Source organism: Nocardioides sp. NBC_00850, assembly GCF_045207335.1.
In the GTDB taxonomy this organism is placed as follows: Bacteria; Actinomycetota; Actinomycetes; order Propionibacteriales; family Nocardioidaceae; genus Nocardioides.
The window spans coordinates 1274000-1295674 of sequence record NZ_CP108845.1 but is presented as its reverse complement, the minus strand read 5'-3'; the positions used below and the strand labels follow the sequence as shown (position 1 = coordinate 1295674).

21 protein-coding genes are annotated in these 21675 nt (G+C 70.5%); 5 read left to right on the top strand and 16 right to left on the bottom strand.

Annotated features, from left to right (window positions below):
* Positions 1 to 137 precede the first annotated feature (137 nt).
* From OH802_RS06335 to OH802_RS06290, 10 genes are all read right to left on the bottom strand, one after another.
* Complete coding sequence (locus OH802_RS06335; RefSeq protein ID WP_406026169.1) at positions 138 to 818, bottom strand: sirohydrochlorin chelatase; 681 nt, start codon at positions 816 to 818, stop codon at positions 138 to 140.
* Entirely contained in the window at positions 815 to 1915 is a 1101-nt protein-coding gene (locus tag OH802_RS06330; RefSeq protein ID WP_406026167.1) for a uroporphyrinogen-III synthase, read from the bottom strand. Before OH802_RS06330 ends, OH802_RS06335 begins: the two co-directional genes overlap by 4 nt.
* A gap of 56 nt (positions 1916 to 1971) precedes the next feature.
* The gene (gene nirD / locus OH802_RS06325) at positions 1972 to 2328 is read right to left on the bottom strand and encodes a nitrite reductase small subunit NirD (protein WP_406026165.1); all 357 of its coding nucleotides are present in this window, start codon (positions 2326 to 2328) and stop codon (positions 1972 to 1974) included.
* Positions 2325 to 4952, bottom strand: a complete 2628-nt coding sequence (gene nirB, locus OH802_RS06320) for a nitrite reductase large subunit NirB (RefSeq protein WP_406026163.1) — start codon at positions 4950 to 4952, stop codon at positions 2325 to 2327. Before nirB ends, nirD begins: the two co-directional genes overlap by 4 nt.
* A complete protein-coding gene (locus OH802_RS06315) occupies positions 4949 to 6409 on the bottom strand; it encodes an FAD-dependent oxidoreductase (protein WP_406026161.1) in 1461 nt (486 codons plus the stop codon). The genes nirB and OH802_RS06315 overlap by 4 nt, the downstream gene beginning before the upstream one ends.
* Before the next feature lie 8 nt (positions 6410 to 6417).
* A complete protein-coding gene (locus OH802_RS06310; protein ID WP_406026159.1) occupies positions 6418 to 8457 on the bottom strand; it encodes a molybdopterin oxidoreductase family protein in 2040 nt (679 codons plus the stop codon).
* A gap of 213 nt (positions 8458 to 8670) precedes the next feature.
* Complete coding sequence (locus OH802_RS06305) at positions 8671 to 9408, bottom strand: ABC transporter permease (protein ID WP_406026157.1); 738 nt, start codon at positions 9406 to 9408, stop codon at positions 8671 to 8673.
* Complete coding sequence (gene ccmA, locus OH802_RS06300; RefSeq protein ID WP_406026155.1) at positions 9405 to 10118, bottom strand: heme ABC exporter ATP-binding protein CcmA; 714 nt, start codon at positions 10116 to 10118, stop codon at positions 9405 to 9407. Before ccmA ends, OH802_RS06305 begins: the two co-directional genes overlap by 4 nt.
* 43 nt (positions 10119 to 10161) lie before the next feature.
* On the bottom strand, positions 10162 to 10758 hold the full coding sequence (locus OH802_RS06295; protein ID WP_406026153.1) for a TetR family transcriptional regulator: 597 nt from the start codon (positions 10756 to 10758) through the stop codon (positions 10162 to 10164).
* 9 nt (positions 10759 to 10767) lie between these two features.
* Complete coding sequence (locus OH802_RS06290; protein ID WP_406026151.1) at positions 10768 to 11970, bottom strand: heparan-alpha-glucosaminide N-acetyltransferase domain-containing protein; 1203 nt, start codon at positions 11968 to 11970, stop codon at positions 10768 to 10770.
* Positions 11971 to 12044: 74 nt separating this feature from the next.
* Here OH802_RS06290 and OH802_RS06285 point away from each other — a divergent pair, with 74 nt between their 5' ends.
* Positions 12045 to 13250 (top strand): MFS transporter, encoded by a 1206-nt coding sequence (locus tag OH802_RS06285; RefSeq protein WP_406026149.1) that lies wholly within the window; start codon positions 12045 to 12047, stop codon positions 13248 to 13250.
* 21 nt (positions 13251 to 13271) lie between these two features.
* On the opposite strand, the gene OH802_RS06280 is transcribed toward OH802_RS06285, so the two are convergent.
* The 5 genes from OH802_RS06280 to OH802_RS06260 form a co-directional block, all read right to left on the bottom strand.
* A complete protein-coding gene (locus OH802_RS06280) occupies positions 13272 to 14042 on the bottom strand; it encodes a sugar phosphate isomerase/epimerase family protein (RefSeq protein WP_406026147.1) in 771 nt (256 codons plus the stop codon).
* Between the two features lie 10 nt (positions 14043 to 14052).
* The gene (locus tag OH802_RS06275; RefSeq protein WP_406026145.1) at positions 14053 to 15009 is read right to left on the bottom strand and encodes a Ppx/GppA family phosphatase; all 957 of its coding nucleotides are present in this window, start codon (positions 15007 to 15009) and stop codon (positions 14053 to 14055) included.
* 59 nt (positions 15010 to 15068) lie between these two features.
* The gene (locus OH802_RS06270) at positions 15069 to 16331 is read right to left on the bottom strand and encodes an MFS transporter (RefSeq protein WP_406026143.1); all 1263 of its coding nucleotides are present in this window, start codon (positions 16329 to 16331) and stop codon (positions 15069 to 15071) included.
* Positions 16332 to 16493: 162 nt separating this feature from the next.
* Positions 16494 to 16925 carry a YybH family protein gene (locus tag OH802_RS06265; RefSeq protein ID WP_406026141.1) on the bottom strand — a complete coding sequence of 144 codons (432 nt, stop codon included), beginning with the start codon at positions 16923 to 16925 and terminating at the stop codon, positions 16494 to 16496.
* Positions 16922 to 17512, bottom strand: a complete 591-nt coding sequence (locus tag OH802_RS06260) for an NADPH-dependent FMN reductase (protein ID WP_406026139.1) — start codon at positions 17510 to 17512, stop codon at positions 16922 to 16924. The genes OH802_RS06265 and OH802_RS06260 overlap by 4 nt, the downstream gene beginning before the upstream one ends.
* 134 nt (positions 17513 to 17646) lie before the next feature.
* Between OH802_RS06260 and sigJ the strand changes: the two genes are divergently transcribed.
* The 4 genes from sigJ to OH802_RS06240 all read left to right on the top strand — a co-directional run bounded on the left by sigJ (position 17647) and on the right by OH802_RS06240 (position 20790).
* Positions 17647 to 18537, top strand: coding sequence for an RNA polymerase sigma factor SigJ (sigJ, locus tag OH802_RS06255; RefSeq protein WP_406026137.1), 891 nt, complete (start codon positions 17647 to 17649; stop codon positions 18535 to 18537).
* Between the two features lie 36 nt (positions 18538 to 18573).
* A complete protein-coding gene (locus tag OH802_RS06250; RefSeq protein ID WP_406026135.1) occupies positions 18574 to 19335 on the top strand; it encodes a hypothetical protein in 762 nt (253 codons plus the stop codon).
* Positions 19336 to 19423: 88 nt separating this feature from the next.
* Positions 19424 to 20080: a VOC family protein gene (locus OH802_RS06245; RefSeq protein ID WP_160026421.1), complete on the top strand. Its 657-nt coding sequence runs from the start codon at positions 19424 to 19426 to the stop codon at positions 20078 to 20080.
* Positions 20081 to 20199: 119 nt separating this feature from the next.
* Complete coding sequence (locus OH802_RS06240; protein WP_406026133.1) at positions 20200 to 20790, top strand: class I SAM-dependent methyltransferase; 591 nt, start codon at positions 20200 to 20202, stop codon at positions 20788 to 20790.
* A gap of 9 nt (positions 20791 to 20799) precedes the next feature.
* Here the strand turns inward: OH802_RS06240 and OH802_RS06235 are convergent, their stop codons facing one another.
* Positions 20800 to 21645 (bottom strand): LysR family transcriptional regulator, encoded by an 846-nt coding sequence (locus OH802_RS06235; protein WP_406026130.1) that lies wholly within the window; start codon positions 21643 to 21645, stop codon positions 20800 to 20802.
* Between the last annotated feature and the right edge of the window lie 30 nt (positions 21646 to 21675).

Here is a 21675-nt window from a genome sequence, read left to right as displayed (position 1 = left end):
GCCTTCGTCGGTCGAGCTGCGAGCGCCAGCGAGCATGTCGAGACCAACACGGTCCCCTCGAGCGCCGATGTGACCGTGTTGGTCTCGACACGCCTCCGCCTAGCGGCTCCGGCGGCTCGACCAGCGGGTGACGACGGCTACCCGACCTGGGCATCGGCGCGACCGTCGGCCGCGAGGAGCACCGCGGCGCGGCGTACGACCAGCTCGATCACGTCGGGATGCGGACCGATGACGTCGGCGACGACCTCGGCGCCGGCGGCTTCGGAGCGCGAGCGGACCAGGTCGGAGAAGAAACCGGGAGCGAGAAGGTAGGGCGAGACGGCGTCGCCGGGGCGTACGACCTGGTCGATGGGCGGAGCGCCGGAGCCGGAGACGGTGGCGACCCTGACCTGGCCACCCCAGGCCTTCGCCAGGAGGAGGCCGGCCGCCGCGATGTCGGCGCGGGCCGAGGGGTCGTTGGAGCCGGCGGCGACCAGGACAACTGGCTGGCCGGGAACCGCGCCGGCGGCGACCAGCCGGGAGACCTGCGCGGAGGCGAGCAGTGGGTCCGGTCCGAGCGCACGGCCCATCGCCACCGGCAGCCCTTCGGCGGCCTGCGGCAGGTCGACCTTGATGTGGTAGCCGGTCGAGAGCAGCAGCGGGACCACGACCGACGGCTGGCCGTCGGCCAGGACGTCGGTGAGCAGCGGCTCGCAGAGCTCGACGTACGCAGCCTTCGACTCCATCCCCAGCACGCGACCGGCGCGCTTGGCGATGATCGAGGCGACCGCGTTGCCGAGCAGCTGCCGGGTGCCGTGGGCGACGACGACGAGCCTCATGAGCCCACCGCCAGCCGGTAGCCGCGCTTCACGACGGTCTGGATGGTCTTGGTGCCGAGCGCCGAGCGGAGCCGGGCGACCGCCATCTCGACCGCATGCTCGGAGCCGGCGGTGCCGGAGGGGAGCATGGCGAGCAGGGCTTGCCGGGAGACGACTATGCCGGGGTTGGCGACGAGAGCGCCCAGGACGGCGGCGGGCGCCGGCGAGAGCTTCACCTCGGCGCCGTCGAGGATCACCGCGTCGCCGTGGAGCAGCAGCTGATGACCGCCGGCGAGCTCGATGAGCAGGCCCTCGCGCCGCAGCGGCAGCTCGGTCTCGAGCATCTTGACCATGGCCGCGGTGCGGGAGCGGTCGGGGATCATGGTGGGTACGCCCCACATCTCGAAGGCTGCGGCGGTCACCGGACCGACGCAGGCCGCGACCACATCGGCCTGGAACGCCGCCACGACCTCGTCGCGCAGGCCCACCGACCCGGCTGCCTGCATGAACGCGGCCACGGCGGGAGCGGAGGTGAAGGTGACCGCGTCCAGCTCGCCGTCGCCCAACGCCTCGACCAGCCGGAACATCGGCTCGGGGTCGGCGGCCGACTCGACCCGGTAGACGACCACGTTGATGACCTCGGCGCCCTGCCGGGTCAGCGCGTGCACGACCATCGACAGCGACTGCCCGTGCTCCTGCACCACGATCCGCTTGCCGGTCAGGTCGCGGCCGCGCAGGTGCTCCAGTACGTCATCGAACTCCTCCGACTCCGGCGCCCACAGCTCCCGCAGCCCGCGCCGCCGGATCGCACCGACCGACTTCGGTCCGCGGGCCAGGATCTCGGCGCCGCCGAGCGTCTCGAGGAGCCGGTCGAGCAGTCCCCAATCCTCCGCGGCGTCGAACCACGTGCGGGTCCCGATACCGGTCGTCGCCAGGAACATGTCGATCTTCTGGCCGATGATCTGCTCGGTCACGGCACGCAGCGCGCCGGCGTCGACCCGGTTGGGGTCGACGGAGAGCGCGGGGGCCCACACCACGTGTGCTCCCCGCCTCTCGAGCAGGTTGATCTGCTCCTCGGCCTTCCGCGCCGCGGTCACGCCGACGCGGAAGCCGCTCAACGCGCCACTGTCCACATCGGAATCGTAGGTCCCCTGGATCATTTGTGCCGCGTTCGTCATCGCCGGGCGCCGACCCGGATCTCTCCGTCGACGACGTCGACCTCGTAGGTCGCGACCGACACCGACGGATCGTCGAGGCACTGACCGCTCTCCAGCGAGAACGGCTGCTTGAGCAGCGGCGAGGCCACGAACGGCACCTCACCACGCGTCCCGACGATCCCGCGAGCGAGCACCGAGGCGTGACCGTACGGGTCGAAGTTCGACAGCGCGAAGACCCGGTCGTCGAGGGTCCGGAAGACGGCGACGGCCTCTCCACGCACCAGCGCGGCGATGCCCGTCTCCGGGTCGATGTCGTCGAGGCGACAGACGGCGATGTACGTCACGGGGTGGGTCTGAGTCTGGGTCTCGGTCATCGCGTCTCCTCCAGGGTGGGCATTCCGACAGGGATCGAGGAACCGAGCGAGACAGGGCCGACAGCGGCCGGCTCCTCGCCGACCTCCGGGACGATCTGGCCGCGCGTGGATCCGAAGGAGATGTTGGGGTCCGGGATGTCCGGGGCGTTGACGAAGGAGACGAACCGCTTCAGCTTCTCCGGGTCCTCGATCGTCGCCTTCCACTCGTCGAAGTAGCCGTCGACGTGCGCGGCCATCGCCGCCTCGAGCTCGGTGCCCAGGCCGAGGACGTCGTCGACCACGACCTCGCGGACCCGGTCCAGACCGCCGTCGAGGGAGTCGATCCAGGTCGAGGTGCGCTGGAGGCGGTCGGCGGTGCGTACGTAGTACATGAGGAAGCGGTCGAGGTAGCTGACCAGCTCCTCGGTGCTCAGGTCACCGGCGAGCAGCTGGGCATGGGCCGGGATGGCGCCACCGTTGCCCCCGACGTACAGGTTCCAGCCCTTCTCGGTGGCGATGACACCGAAGTCCTTGCCGCGGGCCTCGGCGCACTCGCGGGCGCACCCGGAGACGCCACCCTTGAGCTTGTGCGGCGAGCGCAGCCCGCGGTAGCGGGTCTCCAGCATGATCGCGAGGCCGACCGAGTCCTGGACGCCGTAGCGGCACCAGGTCGAGCCGACGCAGGACTTCACGGTCCGCAGGGACTTCCCGTACGCGTGGCCCGACTCGAACCCGGCGTCGACCAGGCGCTTCCAGATGGCGGGAAGGTCCTCCATCCGGGCGCCGAACATGTCGATGCGCTGGCCGCCCGTGATCTTGGTGTAGAGCCCGAAGTCCTTGGCCACCTCGCCGATCACGATCAGGCCCTCGGGCGTGATCTCGCCGCCGGGGATGCGCGGGACGACCGAGTAGGAGCCGTTCTTCTGGAGGTTGGCCAGGTAGGCGTCGTTGGTGTCCTGGAGCTTGCGGTTCTCCTTGGCCAGCACGTGCCCGTTGAGCTGGCTCGCCAGGATGCTCGCGACGGCGGGCTTGCACAGGTCGCAGCCGCGGCCGGTGCCGTGGGCCTCGATGATCTGGTCGAAGGTCTTGTAGCCGTGGATCAGGACCACGTCGAAGAGCTCGGCGCGGGTCATCTTGAAGTGCTCGCACAGGCTCGTGTCGACGGTCTTGCCCTGGGCGGTGAAGTAGTCCTCGACGATCTTCTTCACCTGCACCTTGCAGGATCCACAGGTCGAGCCGGCCTTGGTCTCCTTGGTGACGTCCGCCGCGCTCTCGCAGCCGTTGTCGACGGCCGCCTCGATCTCACCGCGGGTGACGTTGTTGCAAGAACAGATCTGCGCCTCGGGAGGAAGCTGAATTCCTCCCCCACCGCCACTGGACTGGGGGAGGATCAGCTCTTCCGGGTTCTCCGGAAGGACCATGCCTGACGCGACCATGGGCCGCAGCAGGCCGTACGCGGAGGCGTCGCCGACCAGCACACCGCCGAGCAGGCGGGTGCCGTCCTCGCTGATCACCAGCTTCTTGTAGACACCGGCCACGGCGTCGGAGTAGGTCAGCTCGAGGCACTCGTCGGTGGTGCCGTGCGCGTCACCGAAGCTAGCGACGTCGACACCGAGCAGCTTGAGCTTGGTCGACATGTCGGCACCGGTGAACGTGCCGGCACCACCGAGCAGCGCGTCGGCGACGACCTCGGCCATGTCGTAGCCGGGAGCCACCAGGCCGTACATCCTGCCGCCGGGCGCGGCGCACTCGCCGACCGCCCACACGTGCGGGTCGGAGGAGCGGCACTGCTCGTCGACCAGTACGCCGCCGCGCTCGGCCAGGTCCAGGCCGGCGCCGCGGGCGAGCGCGTCGCGCGGCCGGATGCCGGCCGAGAAGACGAGCATGTCGATCGGCAGCGGCTCGTCGACGTCCTTGAACTTCAGGGCGCTGACCTTGCCGTCGAGCACGCCGCTCTCGTCCTCGTCCACGACCGAGATCTCGGCCGCGGAGTCCGGCGAGATCGACTCCGTCATCACGCCGGTGTGCACAGTGAGGCCGAGCTTCTGGATGTGACGCTTGAGCGTGTTGCCGCCGGCGTCGTCGACCTGCACAGCCATCAGCCGCGGCGCCAGCTCGACCACGTGGGTCTCGACCCCGAGCTGGTGCAGCGCGTTGGCGGCCTCGAGCCCGAGCAGGCCCCCGCCGATCACGGCCCCGGTCTTCGCGGTCTTCGCGGCCTCGCGGATCGCCTCGAGGTCCTCGATCGTGCGGTAGACGAAGACGTTCCCGAGCTCCGAACCCGGCACCGGCGGCACGAACGGCGCCGCTCCGGTGGCGAGCACCAGCTCGTCGTACGCCATCTCCTCGCCGTCGGCGAGCATCACCGTCTGGGCGGCGGTGTCGATCTCGACGACGCTCGTGCTGGTGCGCAGGGTGACCCGCGGGTCCTCGTAGACGCCGGAGGGCAGGAAGGAGAGTGCCTCGGCGCCGACCTCGAAGAAGCTGGTGAGGGCGACCCGGTCGTACGCCGGACGCGGCTCCTCACCGAAGACCACGATGTCGTGGGTCTCGGTGAGACCGCGCTCGATCGCGGCGGTCACGAAGCGGTGACCGACCATGCCGTGGCCGACGACGACGACCTTCTTGCGGAGGTGAGGGCTCATGACGTAGTTCCTTCCATACTGAGCTTCCCGTTGTTGATCGGGCTAGCGCTGAGCTGAGTGCCGCTGGGCCGAGTGGCCAGGAGCTGACGTACGGTCGGCGCGCAGCCACCGCATCCGGTGGTGGCGCGGGTGGTGTCGCGTACGTCCTCGAGGGACCGGCACGCCCGGATCCGGCCGGCGCTGACACCAGCGCAGGCGCACACCTCCGCGTCGTCGGGGAGCTCCGGACGCGGACTGTTGGAGGGCTCGGGCAGCAGCAGCTGGCCGGCCTCGTGCTCGCCGAGCACCGTCTGCCGGTCGAATGCCTGGGTGATCAGGCCGACCCGGCTCAGGTCACCGACGAGGGCTCCCGCGACGATGCGGCCGTCGCGTACGACCAGCTTGCGGTGGGTGCCCTTGACCGGGTTGGCGATCTCGACGACCTCGCCCGTCTCGTTCTCGGGCTCGCCGAGGACGCAGACGTCGAGGTCGGTGGCGCGCAGCCGGGCGACGACGCGGTGTCCCTGATAGGTCGCGGGGCCGCCGGCCAGGACGTCGGCGAGGACCCCGGCCTGCTCCCACGCCGGCGAGACGAAGCCGGTCACGGTCTCGTTGTGCTCGGCACAGTCGCCGATCGCGTACACGTCCGGGTCGTCGACGCTGCGCAGCTGGTCGTCGACGACGATGCCCCGGTTGACCGTGAGCTCGGCGCGGCGGGCGAGGTTGGCGCGCGGCCGGCCGCCGGCGGTGAGCACCACCAGGTCGGTCTCGAGGGTGTAGCCGTTGTCGAGCTTGAGCCCCTCATCCGTCAGCCTGGTCGCGCGGGCGCCGAGATAGACCTGGGTGCCGAGCTTGGCCATCGACCGCTTGAGCACCTTGCCCGCCGAAGCGTCGACCTGGCTGCTGAGCAGGTGGTCGCGGCCCTCGACGATCTCGGTCTCGATGCCGCGGACCGCGAGGGCGCGGGCGACCTGGAGACCGAGCAGGCCGCCCCCGACGATCACCGCGCTGCGCGGGTGGTCGTGGAGAGTGTCCAGCAGCCGCGCGCAGTCGTCGAGGCTGCGGAACGCCTGCACCCGCGGGTCCAGCGAGCCGTCCATCCGCACCACGCCGCGGATCGGCGGCAGGGTCGGGATGGCCCCGGTGGCCAGCACGACGGCGTCGTAGGGAACCGTCGTCCGGTCGGCGAGCTCGACCTCGTGGCGGTCACGGTGGATGTCCACGACGAGGCTGTTCAGGCGGAGGTCGACTCCCCTGTCGGCGTACCACTGCTTCTCGCGCAGCGCGAGCGCCCCGGGACGGTGGGTGCCCTCGAGCACAGCGGAGAGAAGGATCCGGTTGTACGGAGCGTGCTGCTCCTCCGCGAGCACGGTCGTCTGCGGGCCCAGGCCGCGCGTGACCAGTCCCTCGACCAGCCGCGCCGCGGCCATGCCGCCACCGATGACGACGATCCGCTTCTCGCTCACGGGCTCACTCATGGGCTCGCTCATGCCGTCACCGCCGCGGCGCAGACCTTGAACTCCGGCATCCGGCTCGAGGGGTCGAGGGCGTCGTTGGTGAGCTTGTTGGCGCCGACCCAGTGGAACGGTACGAAGACCGTGTCCGGGCGGATCGTGGTCACGACCCTCGCGGGCGCCTTCATCTCGCCGCGCGGAGTGCGTACGAGGACCGGGTCGCCGTCGTGGGCGCCGACCCGGTCGGCCAGCAGCGGGTGGAGCTCGACGAAGGCGCCCTCGTCGGGAAGGTCCTTGATCCGCCGGGTCTGGGCACCGGACTGGTACTGCGCGAGCACCCGACCGGTGGTCAGGTGGAGCGGGTAGTCGGCGCTCGGCTGCTCGGCCGGGCCACGGTGGGCGACGTCGATGAACCGGGCACGACCGTCGGCGTGAAAGAAGGAGTCGGCGAAGAGGCGCGGGGTGCCCTCGCTCTTCTCCGGGCACGGCCAGAAGACGCCGTCCTCCTCGCGGATGCGGTCGTAGGTGATGCCGCTGTAGTCGGCCTTGCCGCCCTTCGAGGCCGCGCGGAGCTCGGTGAAGATCTCCTCGGGATCGGTCGACCAGGTCGAGGCGGCACCGAGGCGGGTGGCGAGGCCGGTGATGATGTCGAGGTCGTTCTTGACCCCGTCGGGGGCGCTGATCGCCTGGTTGCGCAGGATCACCCGGCCCTCGAGGTTGGTCATGGTGCCGGTCTCCTCGGCCCACTGGGTCACCGGCAGGACCACGTCCGCCAGCGCGGCGGTCTCGCTCATCACCATGTCGGCGACGACCAGCAGGTCCAGGTCTGCCAGTCGCGACGTGATGCGGGTGGCGTTGGGGGCGGAGACGACGATGTTGGAGCCGAAGACGAGCAGGCTCTTGGGGCCCTCGGGGGTGCCGAGCGCGTCGAGGAGCTCGTAGGCGGAGCGGCCCTTGCCGGGGATGGTCTCGGGGTCGACGCCCCAGACCGCGGCGACGTGCGCCCGGGCGGCGGGGTCGTCGATCATCCGGTAGCCGGGAAGCTGGTCGGCCTTCTGGCCGTGCTCGCGGCCACCCTGGCCGTTGCCCTGTCCGGTCAGGCAGCCGTAGCCGGCGTACGCCTTTCCGGGCATGCCGAGCGCGAGTGCCACGTTGAGCCAGGCCAGAACGGTGGCGGTGCCCTGGGCGTGCTGCTCGGCGCCGCGCGCGGTCAGGACCATCACCTTCCCGGCGCCGGCAAGCAGGTCGGCGAGCTCGCGCAGCTGCGCGGCCTCGACCCCACTGACCCGCTCGACCATCTCCGGCCACCAGGCGGCCACGGAGCGGCGTACGTCCTCGAAGCCCGTGGTCCGCTCGGCGATGTAGTCCTCGTCCACCGCGCCGACGGCGTCGAGGAGGTGCAGGACGCCGAGCGCGAGGGGCAGGTCGGTGCCGGGGACCGGCTGGAGGAAGAGGTCGGCGCGCTCACCGGTCGGGGTCAGCCGCGGGTCGATGACGACGACCTTGCCGCCGTTCTCGCGGAGCCGGTCGAGGTGGCGGGCCGCCGGCGGCATCGTCTCGGCGAGGTTGGAGCCGACGAGCACACAGACGTCGGTCTTCTCGATGTCGGCCAGCGGGAACGGCAGGCCGCGGTCGACACCGAAGGCCTGGTTGCCGGCCGAGGCCGCCGAGGACATGCACCAGCGGCCGTTGTAGTCGATCTGGGAGGTGCCGAGGGCGACCCGGGCGAACTTCCCGAGCTGGTACGCCTTCTCGTTGGTCAGCCCGCCGCCACCGAAGACGGCGTTGGCGTCGGCGCCGTGGGTCTTCCGCAGGTCGGCGAGCTTCGAGGCGACCAGGTCGAGGGCCTCGTCCCAGGTCGCCGCGCTCCACTCCCCCGTCGCCCGGTCGCGCACCATCGGCGTGGTGAGCCGCTCACGGCTCCCGCGCAGCCCCGCCGCCGTCCACCCCTTGCGGCACAGTGCACCCTCGTTCACCGGGAACGATCTCTCACTGACCTCCAGACGGGGCCCCTTGCGTGAAAGGGTCATCCCGCACTGCAAGCTGCAGTAAGGACAGTGGGTGTCGGTCACGCGTACTCACACCGTTTCGGGTCGGGGACTGGCGACCTCTACTCTCCGGTGTCAAGGTTTCGCGCCGATCCGCCCTCCGTACCCCTTCCGTCAACTTCCGCTCACCACCTCACAAACCGCCGAGGCGTCACCCGCGTCGCCCGAGCTGGCATCTCGGTGCCAATTCGACCGACGGAAGTGACGTCTCGGTGTGCAGAAGTGACGTCTCGGCGGTCAGGGGGTACGCCGCCGAAGCGTCGCCGAGCCGAGGGCGAGGCCGGCGACGACGAACCCGGCGACGACAGCCAGATCGGTCCAGACGTCACCGGTCTCGCTGGAGGTGACGAGGTGGGTCATCGCGTCGACGGCGTAGGAGAGCGGGAGGACGTCGGAGATGGCCTCCAGGACCGCCGGCAACGACTCGCGCGGCACGAGCAGGCCGCAGAGCAGGATCTGCGGGACCACGATCGCCGGCATGAACTGCACGGCCTGGAACTCGGTGGTGGCGAAGGCCGAGACGAGCAGCCCGAGCGCGGTGCCGAGTACGGCGTCGACGATCGCGACGACCACGAGCAGAGCGACCGAGCCGCTGATCTCCAGCCCGAGCAGACCCACGCTGACCCCGACAGCGACACCCGACTGGACGGCGGCGAGCAGCCCGAACGCGAACGCATAGCCGAGCAGGAAGTCGCCCTTGCCCAGCGGCATCGCCAGCAGTCGTTCGAGCGTCCCCGAGGAGCGTTCGCGCAGCGTGGTCACCGAGGTGACCAGGAACATCACGATGAACGGGAAGATCGCCAGCAACGCCGGACCGATCCGGTCGAAGATGGGCGCGGGCGAGTCCTCGTACATCCACCACAGCAGGGTCATCAGCAGGGTCGGGAGGATCACCAGCATCACCAGGGTGCGGTGATCGCGCCGGATCTGGGCGAGGACCCGCCCGGTCACCGCCAGGGTTCGTCGAAGGCTCATCGTGCCGCTCCCTTCACGAGGGTCAAGAAGGCGTGCTCGATGTCGTCGGCGCTCGCCTTCTGCTTGATCTCGGCAGGGCTGCCGTCGGCGAGGAAGGCACCGTCGCGCATCAGCAGCAGCCGGTCGCAGCGATCGGCCTCGTCCATCACGTGGCTGGAGACGATGACCGCCGCACCTGCGGCGGCCAGGTCCCGGAAGGTGCCCCACAGCTGCTCGCGGAGCACCGGGTCGAGCCCGACGGTCGGCTCGTCGAGCACCAGCAGGTCCGGCGATCCGAGCAGTGCGGCGGCGAGCCCGACCCGCGAGCGCTGACCACCGGAGAGATCGCGTACGACCTGGTCCTTGTGGTCGACGAGGTCGACCGTCTCGATGGCTTCGGAGACCGACGACATCGGCGCACCGAGCACCCGGGTGAAGAACCTCAGGTTCTCCGTGACCGTCAGGTCCTCGTAGACGCTGGACGCCTGCGTGACGTACCCGATCCGCGGGCGCAGCGCGGCCGATCCGGCCGGACGGCCGAGGACGGTGAGGGTCCCGGTGACCTTCGCCTGCACACCGACCAGGGCCCGCATCAGGGTCGTCTTGCCGCACCCCGACGGCCCGAGCAGCCCGGTGACCTCACCTGACCGGATGGAGAAGTCGAGGCCATGGAGGACCTCACGCTTCCCGCGCACGACTCGGAGACCGGATGCCTCCACCACGTTATTCATCACATGATGAAATGTGGCACGAGCACGGCCCCCGCGCAAGGGGCTACGGCAAAGGCCCGGTCAGATAGCCCTGGACCACCGGCGCGTACGTCGCCACCAGCGTGTCCACCGGAGCCGACGCGAGCGGCTCGATCCGGGCGATGTAGCGCAGCGCGACGAGCCCGACCAGCTGCGAGGCCACCAACGTGATCCGCCGCTCGGGTTCATCGAGCTCGAGTGCCTCGCTGACCGGAGCCAGGATCAGCCGGCCGAAGGCATCCGGCACCAGAGCCTTTCCCTCCGGCTCGAACGCGCTGCGCATCAACGCCATCAGCGGGAGCCGGGACTCCTCGTCGTCCCAGACGCTCAGGAGGAGACGTACGAGCCGCTCCCCCACACCGTCGCGGCCCCCGGCGGCGACCACGGGCACGACATCTCGTGGATCGACCCGCAGCTCCAACGAGGCGACGAAGAGGTCCTCCTTGGTGCCGAAGTAGTGGTGCACCAGCGCGGAGTCGACTCCGGCGGCGGTCGCGATCCCACGGACGGAGGTCGCGGCGTACCCCTGCTGCGCGAAGCGCTGCCGAGCCGCCGTCAGGATCGCCGCCCGTGTGTCCGGCGAACCGGGCCTGCGCCCTCGCCGCGGTGCCGTGGAGCTCATGGGAGCACGCTAACCCGACGACGGCAGCTCGGGGCGAGGCTCTGTTCGGCGCAACCAGGCCGCGGGACGGCCGACGAGCCATTCGAGCGGACCCGGGCGACCCCACGCGGTGACGAGCGCGCCGATCGTCATCACGACGAGCACGTGGAAGACGTACGTGTCGGGCGTCTCCGGCGGCCAGACGGCACCGGTCTTCATCACCACGTGCAGCGTGTAGAGGGTGAGGGTCATCGTGCCGGCGCCGAACAGCACCGCCATCCCGGCGCGCCACCGGTCCGGCAGCCGCAGCGCGATCATCTGGCAGGCGCCGATGACGAACATCGAGGTGCCGATCGTCTGCGCCAGGTCGAACGGCGTGGACGAGTGCGGCGCGACGACCAGCAGCCACTGCCAGCCACCGTCGACCGGCGTCTGCCCGTAGAGGCCGTGGCTCATCGCGGTCAGCGCCCCGTCGATGTCCAGCTCCGGATAGGTACGCAGCAGCACCTCGGCCACCGACGGCAGCCGGGTCAGCCGCCCCGACAGCCAGGTGGCCGAGACCGAGATGATGATGCCGCCGGTCCAGATCATGTCGACCACGAGCCGGTTGCGCAGGTCGAGGCGGCCGATGGCCATCCCGATCAGCACGTAGGCCAGCCACGGGACGGCCGGGTAGTAGCCGGTGAAGAGCAGCTCGGCGAGCAGCCGGCCCGGCTCCAGCAGCTGGCTCGGATCCGGGCTGGAGAACTGCCGCGGCGGCAGCATCGGCCGGATGACCTGCGACAACAGCGGACCGACGACGATCCAGAGCACACCGAGCAGCCACAGCCACCGTGCCCGCAGCCCGAGGAACGGGATGGCGAGCAGGAACAGCACCCCGTAGTAGGTCAGGATGATCGCGATGTTGGTGCCGAGCGACCCGAGCACCAGCCCGAGCGCGGCGATCAGCACGGCCCGCGCGACCAGCCCCAGCGACCGGGACGCGAGCACCTGACCCCGCACCGGCTCCTGACGTCCGGTCATCAGCGCCAGGCTGACCCCGGCGAGCACCGCGAAGAGCGCCGCGGACCGGCCACCGGCGACGGCCTGGATCCTGGTCAGCTCCCCGGAGGCATCGACCGGGTCGAGCACGTGCGTCGCCATCATCCCCAGCAACGCCAGGCACCGCGCCACGTCGACACCGACGAGACGCGTCGAGAGTCGATCGGAGAGCCGATCCGTCAGCACTGACATCGCCCCCAGAGTAGAGATATCTCACGTACGCCGCGGCTTCACCCACCCACAACACCTGCTTTACCGTGAGAACGATGTCCGTCGATGCCTCCCTGACCCGCCCATGGGTCGGGCACGATGCCGGCAGCAGCGGCTACCGCCGGATCCTGATCGGCCTCTTCGCCGCCGGGATCGCGACCTTCGGGCAGATGTACTCCACCCAGGGCATCCTCCCCACCGTCGCGCACGCGCTCGAGGTCAACGAGGCCTCGGCGGCGCTCACCGTCTCCACCGCGACCCTCGGCCTCGCGGTCAGCGTGCTCGGCTGGTCGTGGGTCGCCGACCGCATCGGCCGGGCACCGGCGATGAAGATCGCGCTCTCGATCTCGCTCGTCCTCGGCCTGCTCACCCCGCTCGCGCCCGGCTTCACCACGCTCCTCGTCCTGCGCAGCCTCGAGGGTCTCGCGCTCGGCGGCGTACCCGCCCTCGCGGTCGCCTATCTGGCCGAGGAGATCCACGTACGCCACGTCAGCCTCGCCGCGGCCATCTACATCTCAGGCACCACCGTCGGCGGCCTCCTCGGCCGGGTCATCACCGGGCCGTTCGCCGACCTCGGCGGCTGGCGCCTGGGCGTCACCGCCGGCGGCGTCCTCTCGGCGATCGCCGCGATCATCGCGATCACCCTGATCCCACGCGCCCAGGGCTGGGTCCGCCCGGTCGGCAGGCCGACCACGTCCGTACGCGAAGGGGTGCTCGCCAACCTCCGCGACCCGGGCATGCTCGTCCTCTATGGGCAGGCAGCGCTGCTGATGGGCGGGTTCGTGGCGACGTACAACTATCTGGGTTTCCGTCTCGAGCGCGAGCCCTTCGGGCTGCCGGTGGCGATCTCGAGCCAGATCTTCTTCGCCTATCTCGGCGGCACCGTCTCCTCGTCGGTCGCGGGCCGCCTGGCCGCCACCCACGGGCGGCGAAAGGTCATGCTGACCTGCGTCGTCATCACGATCGTCGGCGTCGTGATGACCTTCCCCGACAACCTCGCGATGGTCCTGACCGGCCTGTTCGTCCTCACCACCGGCTTCTTCGGCGCCCACGGCGTCGCTTCGGGCTGGGTCGGCGCCCGCGCGCGGGTCGGAAAGGCCCAGGCCAGCGCCCTCTACAACCTCTTCTACTACGGCGGCTCGAGCCTCTTCGGCTGGCTGCTCGGCTATGCGTACGTCGTCGGCTGGTGGGGCGTCGCCACCGCCGTCCTCCTCCTCGCCCTGACCTCGCTCACCTGGTCCTGGTTCGCCGCCCACGACTGACGGGTGGCTCGACCGGCGAGGTCAGACCTGGAAGTGCTTGCGCGCGAACTCGAGCGACTCGCGGAGGGCGGCGACACGCTCGGCGCGGGAGTGGGCGCGTCGGGTGCTGATCTCGAGGACGATCTCGCCGTCGAACCCCGTGGCAGCCAGATGGTGCAGGAAGCGGTCGGCGCCCATGTGGCCCCGCCCGGGCACGAGATGCTCGTCCTTCGCCGAGCCGGTGCCGTCGGTGAGGTGGATGTGCCGCAGCCGCGACCCGAGCCGCTTCGCCATCTCGATCACGTCGTCGCCGGCGATCGCGGCGTGGGAGAGATCGATGGTGGTGTTGGCGTAGTCCTCGGTCGAGGGGTCCCAGTGGGGCAGGTACATCTGCGTGGCGCGCTTGGCCGCCCGCCACGGGTACATGTTCTCCACCGCGAACCGCAGCCCGGTCGAGCGCTCCAACGTGGCGATCCCGTCCACGAACCCGGCCGCGTACTCGCGCTGCCAGCGGAACGGCGGATGTACGACCACCACTCCCGCACCGACCTCGACGGCCATCTCGGCCGACCGCTCGAGCTTGCCCCAGGGCTCGAAGCCCCAGACCTGCTGGGTGAACAGCAGGGTCGGCGCGTGGATCGCGACGATGGGTAGGCCGTGGTGCTCGGCGAGCTGCTTGACCGCATGGGTCTGCTGGGAGAGCGCGTCGATGCCGACCATCACTTCGACCCCGTCGTATCCCACCTCGGCCGCATAGGCGAAGCCGCGGGCGGTCGACTCGGGGTAGGTCGAGGACGTCGACAACGAGATCATCGCGGGCCTCCTAGTCGGACCTTCCAGAATCGGAACTTCCGATGAAGGACAGGTGGTCGAGACGGTCGAGGATCAGACCCTCCCGGAGAGCCCACGGACAGATCTCGAAGGCGGGCACGTCGAAGATGTCGAGGCACGCCTCGGCGACCAGCGCGCCAGGCACGATCTGGTGGGCCCGCGACGGGCTGACCCCGGGCAGCTCGGAGAGCTCCTCGAGCGACATCTCCAACAGCTTCGGGATCCAGTCGCGCAGCTCGGCCAGCCGCAGCTCGCGGCGCACGCGCAGCCCCTCACCGCTCGGCGCGGCACCGCAGATGCGTGCCAGCGAGCGGAACGTCTTCGAGGTCGCCACCGCCATGTCCGGGTGGCCGTCGCGCAGTATCTTGCCCGCGTCGTCGGCGATCGAGGCGCGGATCGACCGGCGCAGCTCCCGCAGCTCCTCCTCCGTCGGGCGGTCACCGAAGTAGCTGCGCGCGAGCCGGCCGGCACCCAGCGGCAGCGACCAGGCGACGTTCGGCTGCTCGTCCAGTCCAGCCGCGATCTCCAGCGAACCGCCGCCGATGTCGAAGACGGCGAGCCGGCCGGCCGACCAGCCGAACCAGCGGCGTACAGCCAGGAAGGTCAGCCGCGCCTCGTCGTCGCCGGGAAGGACCTCGATCTCGACCCCGGTCTCGGCATGTACGCGGTCGAGCACCTGCTGCGAGTTGCCCGCATCGCGCACCGCCGAGGTCGCGAACGCCAGCATCTCCGAGACGCCCTTCTCCTCCCCCACCGCCACCGACTCACGGGTGAAGGCGGTCAGCGCCTCGATCCCGTCCTCGGTCACATCACCGGCCTCGTCGAGGTGCTCGGCCAGCCGCAACGGCTGCTTGAACGAGTACGCCGGTGACGGGGCCGCCCCGCCGTGGGCGTCGACCACGAGCAGGTGTCCCGTGTTCGATCCGATGTCGAGTACGCCCAGACGCATGGGTCTACGCTACTTCGCCGCGCCCACGCGGTGTTCCAAAGGTTGCCCTCCGACCGAAATCAGCGGTCGGCGGTGGCCACCGCGCGCTCGGGGCTGGGAGCCGCAGCGGGCACAGCCTGCTCCCCGATCCGGGCGTTGACCAGCCCGGCGAGGACGACCACGAGCGCGGCGGCGGCAGGCAGGGCCAGGGCCGCCTCGGTGCCCCAGCGTTCGGCGACGCCGCCGGTGACGGCGGAGGCGAGGGACTGTCCGAGGATCACCGCGGAGCCGAGCATGGTCATCACGGTGGCCGACCGGCCGACCGGGCTGCGGCGGGCACCGAGGCCGTACTGGGTGACCAGCGTCGGCCCGATCCCGAGACCGATGACGAGCAGAGCGACGACCATCCCGGTCACCGACGACACCCCCGGCAGCGCGAGGGCGCCGGCGAGCATCAGCCCGCCGAAGACCAGCCAGCGCGCGGCCGAGGTGAAGCCGACCGGGAAGACGGCGACACCCAGCGCCAGCGCGGCCGAGCCGACGCCCATCGCGGCGTAGACCAGGCCGGCCTCCTCGGGGCGCCCATGGTCGGCCATGAACGCGGTCAGCGAGGTGAGCATCGATCCGAAGAAGAGCCCGACGCCGAGGATGCCGACCACGATGACAACCACGCGCGGACGGGCGAGCTCACGCACGGAGCCGGCAGCCGGCGTACGGCCGGACGAGGCCTGTGCGGTCGCGGCGCTCGGGTGGAGGGCGAAGGCGGAGACGAAGATCAGGGTGAGCACCGCGGCGGCGACGACCGGCGCCCACGGGTCGATCGTGACGGCGAGGACGCCCGCGACGACGGGGCCGACGATGAAGACGATCTCGTCGGCCGCCGACTCGTAGGCCATGGTCGAGTTGATCACCCGCACGCGACGTCCCGGGACGATGCATGCGGAGATGATCGCCATCAGCCGCGACCGCGACAACGGTGCGATCTGCGGGGCGGTCGCACCTACCAGGAACGCCACCGCCAGCACGGCCGCGTCGGGCAGCGGGCTGTAGACGACCCAGGCCATCGCGGCCAGCATCGCGCTGCTCGCGGCGCCGACCACCAGCAGCACGCGCCGCTGACCGAACCGGTCGACCGCGGCGCCGAGGAGCGGACCGCACGACGCGGCTCCGATCCCCACCATCGCAGAGTTCAGACCACCGAGCGCCAGCGAGTCGCGGCCGGCGACGACCAACGTCAGCACACCGACGACCATCATCGCGTACGGCATCCGCGCGACCAGCGCGAGTGGGAAGTACGTCCCTCCGACGGCGCGCACCAGACTCTGCTCGCCCTGCACTGACATCTCTTTCGAACCTCCCGCTGCGAACCGCGGCTCTGTGCCGCCTTGGTCCGCCGGCGGGGCCAGCGCGAGGTGATACACACAATGGATACGGAGCAGTCGCTCCGTCCCTACAAGAATACGCCGCCCACCCCGGCCACCCGGAATCGCCGAGGTGGGCTCCGGTCAGGGCTCGAGATCGACCATCCCGTTGCCGCTGAGGATGTCGAGCGGCACCGACACCTGGTCGTGAGCGATAACCCACGTGCCGCCGATCTTGCGCAGCCCGTAGGTGACCCGGACCCACATACCGTCGTTGGCGATCCCGTTCTTCATCGTCCCGCTGAGCCGGCCGAAGGCGTACCCGAACGCCACGTCGTCGCCGACGCTGAGCGTCAGGTCCCGCAGCTCGTAGTCCACGGTCTCGAAGACCTGGAACACCCGCTCCCAGTTCGCGAGCTTCGCCTCGATCCCGACGTGCTGGAGCGGCGGTTCGACGTCGAAGGAGACGACATCGGGGGCGTACGGCTCTCGTAGGGTGTCGAGGTCCTTGGCTCGAAGCCCGTCGATGACCTTCTCGATCTGGCCGCGAATCGCGGCCTCCTCGTGCGCACTCAAGACCGACCTGCCTCGGCCCCGACCAGGCTGCCCTCGCGCAGCGGCGCGAGCGCGGTGCTCCACGAGACGACCTGATCCAGCATGCTGGCCAGCGCGGCCGCGTGACGGTCCGCCGGCACGAAGGTGGCGTGGTTCTCGAAGTCGGTGAAGAGCGAGAGCTCCACCGGCCGGCTCACGTCGGCCATCCCCAACGCGCCGCAGACCGTACGCAGCTGGGCGACCGCCCGAGCGCCTCCGCTGACTCCGTACGAGACGAATCCGACCGCCTTGTTCGTCCACTCCGCACAGGCGTGGTCGATGGCGTTCTTCAAGACCCCGGGCATACCGCCGTTGTACTCCGGCGTCACGATCACGAACCCGTCGAACGGGGCGATCCGCGCGGCCCAGTCGCGGGTGTGCTGGTTGGCCGACGGGCCGAACATCGGTGGCACGGGCTCGTCCAGGTGCGGGAGCGGGTGGTCGACCAGGTCCACCAGCTCGAAGGTCGCGTCGTCGCGATGCGACGCCAGGTCGTGGACCCACCGGGCGACCTGTGGGCCGTTGCGGTTGGGGCGGGTGCTGCCGAGGATGATGCCGATGCTGATCACGTCCGGACTCCTTGTGTTTCGTGGTGGGTGTGCTGCTCCTCCGACGAAGGAGACGTCCGGAATGTCAGGCGGTCTCACAGATCGGGTCGCTGTTTCGTCGGATCGGTTGTAGACCTGCAGACGAAGGAGCCGCCATGACCGACCCACACCTCGCCGAGGTGATCAGCGAGCGCCGCCAGCTGATCAATCTCGCCTACCGCCTGCTCGGCTCGCTCGCCGAGGCCGAGGACGTGGCACAGGAGACCTACACCCGCTGGTACGCCCTGTCCGAGCAGCAACGGGAGGCGATCGCCTCTCCCGGCGCCTGGATGACGACGGTCGCCAGCCGGATCTGTCTGGATCTGCTCGGCTCCGCACGGGCCAGGCGGGAGCACTATGTCGGCGACTGGATCCCGGAGCCGGTGCCCGGCGGCTGGCTCGACGGCACCGGATCTGCCCCGGCCGACCCCGCCGACCGGGTCACCCTCGACGAGTCGATCAGCATGGCCTTCCTGGTGGTGCTGGACTCGATGACCCCCGCCGAGCGGGTCTCCTTCGTCCTGCACGACATCTTCCGCTACACCTTCGCCGAGATCGCCGACGTCGTCGGCCGCACCCCAGCGGCCTGCCGCCAGCTCGCCTCCAGCGCCCGCCGCCGCATCGACACGTCCCGGGACCCGTCGATCGCCGAGCGCGCCGACCTCGTCCGGGGCTTCAAGCAGGCCTGGGAGTCCCGCGACATCGAGGCCCTCGTCGGGCTCCTCGACCCCCAAGCGATCGCCACCGCCGACGGCGGCGGCCTGGCCCTGGCCTTCCTCGAACCGATCAGCGGCGCCGAGGATATCGCCGGTGCCTGGATGGAGATCGCCGCCCGCGGCCCGGCGGTGACCCTACGCGAATGCTCGGTCAACGGCCAGCCCGGCCTGGTCGGAGAGCTGGACGGCGCCATCGTCTCCGTCTACGCCTTCGACGTCGCCGACGGCCGCATCAGCCGCATCTGGGCCGTACGCAACCCCGAGAAGCTGCGTCCGTGGAGCGCTCGGTGAACCGTCGGACGTCGATCGACCGCGTAGGCTTGGCAGGTGCCTGAGGTACCCCTGGATTTCCCGCGTGCGTGGGTGGAGTTCGTGAACCCCGACGACCCGGACGAGCGGATGCGCTGCGACCTGACCTGGTTGACGTCGGCGTACTCCTGCATCTTCGGCAACGGCTGCCCGGGGATGTTCAAGAGCTCGCCGGACGTGGGGTGCTGCACGCTGGGCGCGCACTTCGCCGACGAGGAGGACGAGGCCCGGACGGCGGGGTTCGTACAGAAGCTGACCCCTGAGCTGTGGGAGCAGCACCCGGGGCGCGAGGTGGCGACCGACGACTGGGTCGAGCTCGATGACGAAGGTGAGCGGAAGACCCGCGTAACGGAGTTTCGCGGCCAGGAGTCGTGCGTCCTGGCCAACCGGCCGGACTTCGCCGGCGGATCGGGGTGCGCGCTCCACATCCTGGCCGCGGCCGAGGGTCGGGAGCACTTCGAGACGAAGCCGGACGTGTGCTGGCAGCTGCCGATCCGGCGTACGTTCCGCGACGTCGAGCTGACCGACGGGACCACCTACACCGAGGTGACGATCACCGAGTACGACCGGCGCGGCTGGGGTCCGGGCGGCCACGACCTCGACTGGTACTGCTCCGGCAACACCGAGGCACACGTCGCCGTCGAGCCCGTCTACCTCACCAACCAGGCCGAGCTGACCGAGCTGATGGGCAAGGCGGCGTACGCCGAGCTCGTCCGTCACTGCGAGGCGCACGTCCGGTCGAGGTCCGCGCTGGCGCTCCATCCCGCCAGCCCGCGCTGACCGGCACTGAACCCCCGGGTGTATCTCGACATCAAGAGATAGTGACCCTGGATTGGTCTCTCTCTCAGCGAGAGTTCAGAATCGTTACATGCGCCTGGACCATGTTTCGTACGCTGCAGGACCCGATGGCTTGGTACAGACCGCCAAGCAGCTCGGTGAGCTGCTCGGCCAGGAGTTCGTCGACGGCGGCGTCCACCCCCGCTTCGGCACCCGCAACTACATCCTCCCGATGCGCGGCGGCCTGTACCTCGAGGTCGTCGAGGCACTCGAGCACCCGGCCAGCGACAAGGCCCCGTTCGGGCAGGCCGTCAAGGCCCGCTCCGCCCTCGGTGGCGGCTGGATCGGCTTCGTGATCGGCGTCGACGACATGACCCCGATCGAGGAGCGGCTCGGCCGCAAGGCGGTCCCCGGCAACCGTCACCTGCCCGACGGCCGCGAGCTCCACTGGCAGCAGATCGGCATCAACGGCCTGATCGCCGACCCGCAGCTGCCGTACTTCATCAAGTGGGAGACCCCCGACCTCCACCCCGGCAACGCCGGTTCCGACATCACCCTCACGTGCCTGGAGATCTCCGGCGACCCCGAGCGGGTCAAGGACTATCTCGGCGACGAGCTGAAGGAACGCGTCGATCCCTGGACCGGCAAGCCCGCCGAGAACGTCCACATCGACTGGGTCGCCGAGCACGGCACCCCCGGTCTCCTGGCCGCACAGTTCGTCACGCCCCGCGGCGAGGTCCGGATCTGACGAGGCTCGACCTGCCGGGGGCGACGGGAGCGATCCCGAGCCCGAACATCTGGAACCACACCGCGACGTACGAGATCGAGAACCGTGCGCTCGACCCGCACGGACGGCTCTGGGCCGCCATGGCCGAGACCGGACCCTGGGCCGGGCGCGACGTCCTCGACCTGGGCTGCGGGACCGGGTTCTACCTGCCCAAGTTCGCCGAGACCGCCCGCACCGTCACCGGCATCGAGCCCCATGCGGATCTCGTGACCTTGGCCCGGCGGCGTACGAAACGACTCCCGAACGTCACCGTCCACAACGGGATCGCGCAACGGCTGCCACTTCCTCCGGCATCCGTCGACGTCATGCACGCCCGCTGGGCCTACTTCTTCGGCCCGGGCTCGGAGCCGGGGCTCGGCGAGCTCGACCGGGTGATGCGCCGCGGCGGCGTGGCGATGGTGATCGACAACGACGGCTCCCGGTCGAGCTTCGGTGAGTGGTTCCGTCGTGGCTACCCGAAGGTTGCGCCGCCCGAGGAGCAGGAGCGGTTCTGGTCCATGCATGGCTGGACGCGCCTCCCCGTCGACATGGACTGGTCCTTCGGCTCACGCGCCGACCTGGAGGCGGTCGTACGCATCGAGTTCGACGCCGCCACCGCGGCCGCGATCCTGGACGAACACCAGGGGACGTATGTCGACTACGCGGTGAACCTCTGGTGGAAGCGCTTCTGATCAGCAGAGCTAGAGGCGGGTCGCGGTCTGCACCAGCGTGGCCAGGGCGAGGGAACGGCTGTGCTGCGGCCAGGCGATGACCGTGGTGACCTCGGGGGCGTCCAGGACCGGGATGGTGGCGACGCCGTGATACTGCTCGGCGCGCGCGGACTCCGGAAGGAGCGCGTACGCCCGGCCGAGCCCGATCAGCTGATAGAGCTGCGCCGAGTCGCGGATCTCCGGTCCGGGACCGTCGCGGAAGGCACCGCCGGCCGACGGCCAGCGCATCGGCGGGAGACCGGGGATGTCGTCGAGGTCGGCCACCCTCAGCTCTGACCGGGTGGACCACGGGTGGCTGGAGGGCACGACCGCGACCTGGCCCTCGGTGAGCAGGGCCTCCGAGTCGAGCCCGTCGACGGAGTCGAACGGAAGGTGCAGCAGCGCAACGTCGGCCCGGCCGTCGCGCAGCCTAGGCCCCTGCTCCCCGATGCCGCACAGGTCGACCTCGATCCTCACCGACCCCGGCTCCGCGGCGTAGGCGTCGAGCAGCTTGGTCAGGAGCTCCGTCGAGGCCCCGGCCTTGGCGACCAGGACCAGGGCCGGCTCGGCGCCGTCGCCGGTCGCGCGGCGGGTGCGGCGCTCGGCGGCTTCGATCGCGTCGAGAGCGGCACGGGCCTCGGCGAGGAGGACCCGGCCGGCGTCGGTCAGCGAGACACCCCGGCTGTTGCGCTCGAGCAGCGCGCCACCCAGCCGCCGCTCGAGCCGGCTGATCGCACGCGACAACGGCGGCTGGGCGATCCCGAGGCGAACGGCCGCGCGGCTGAAGTGAAGCTCCTCGGCGACCGCGACGAAGTAGCGAAGCTCCCGGGTCTCCATGGACTCAACCCTACTCCGACCTGGGAACAT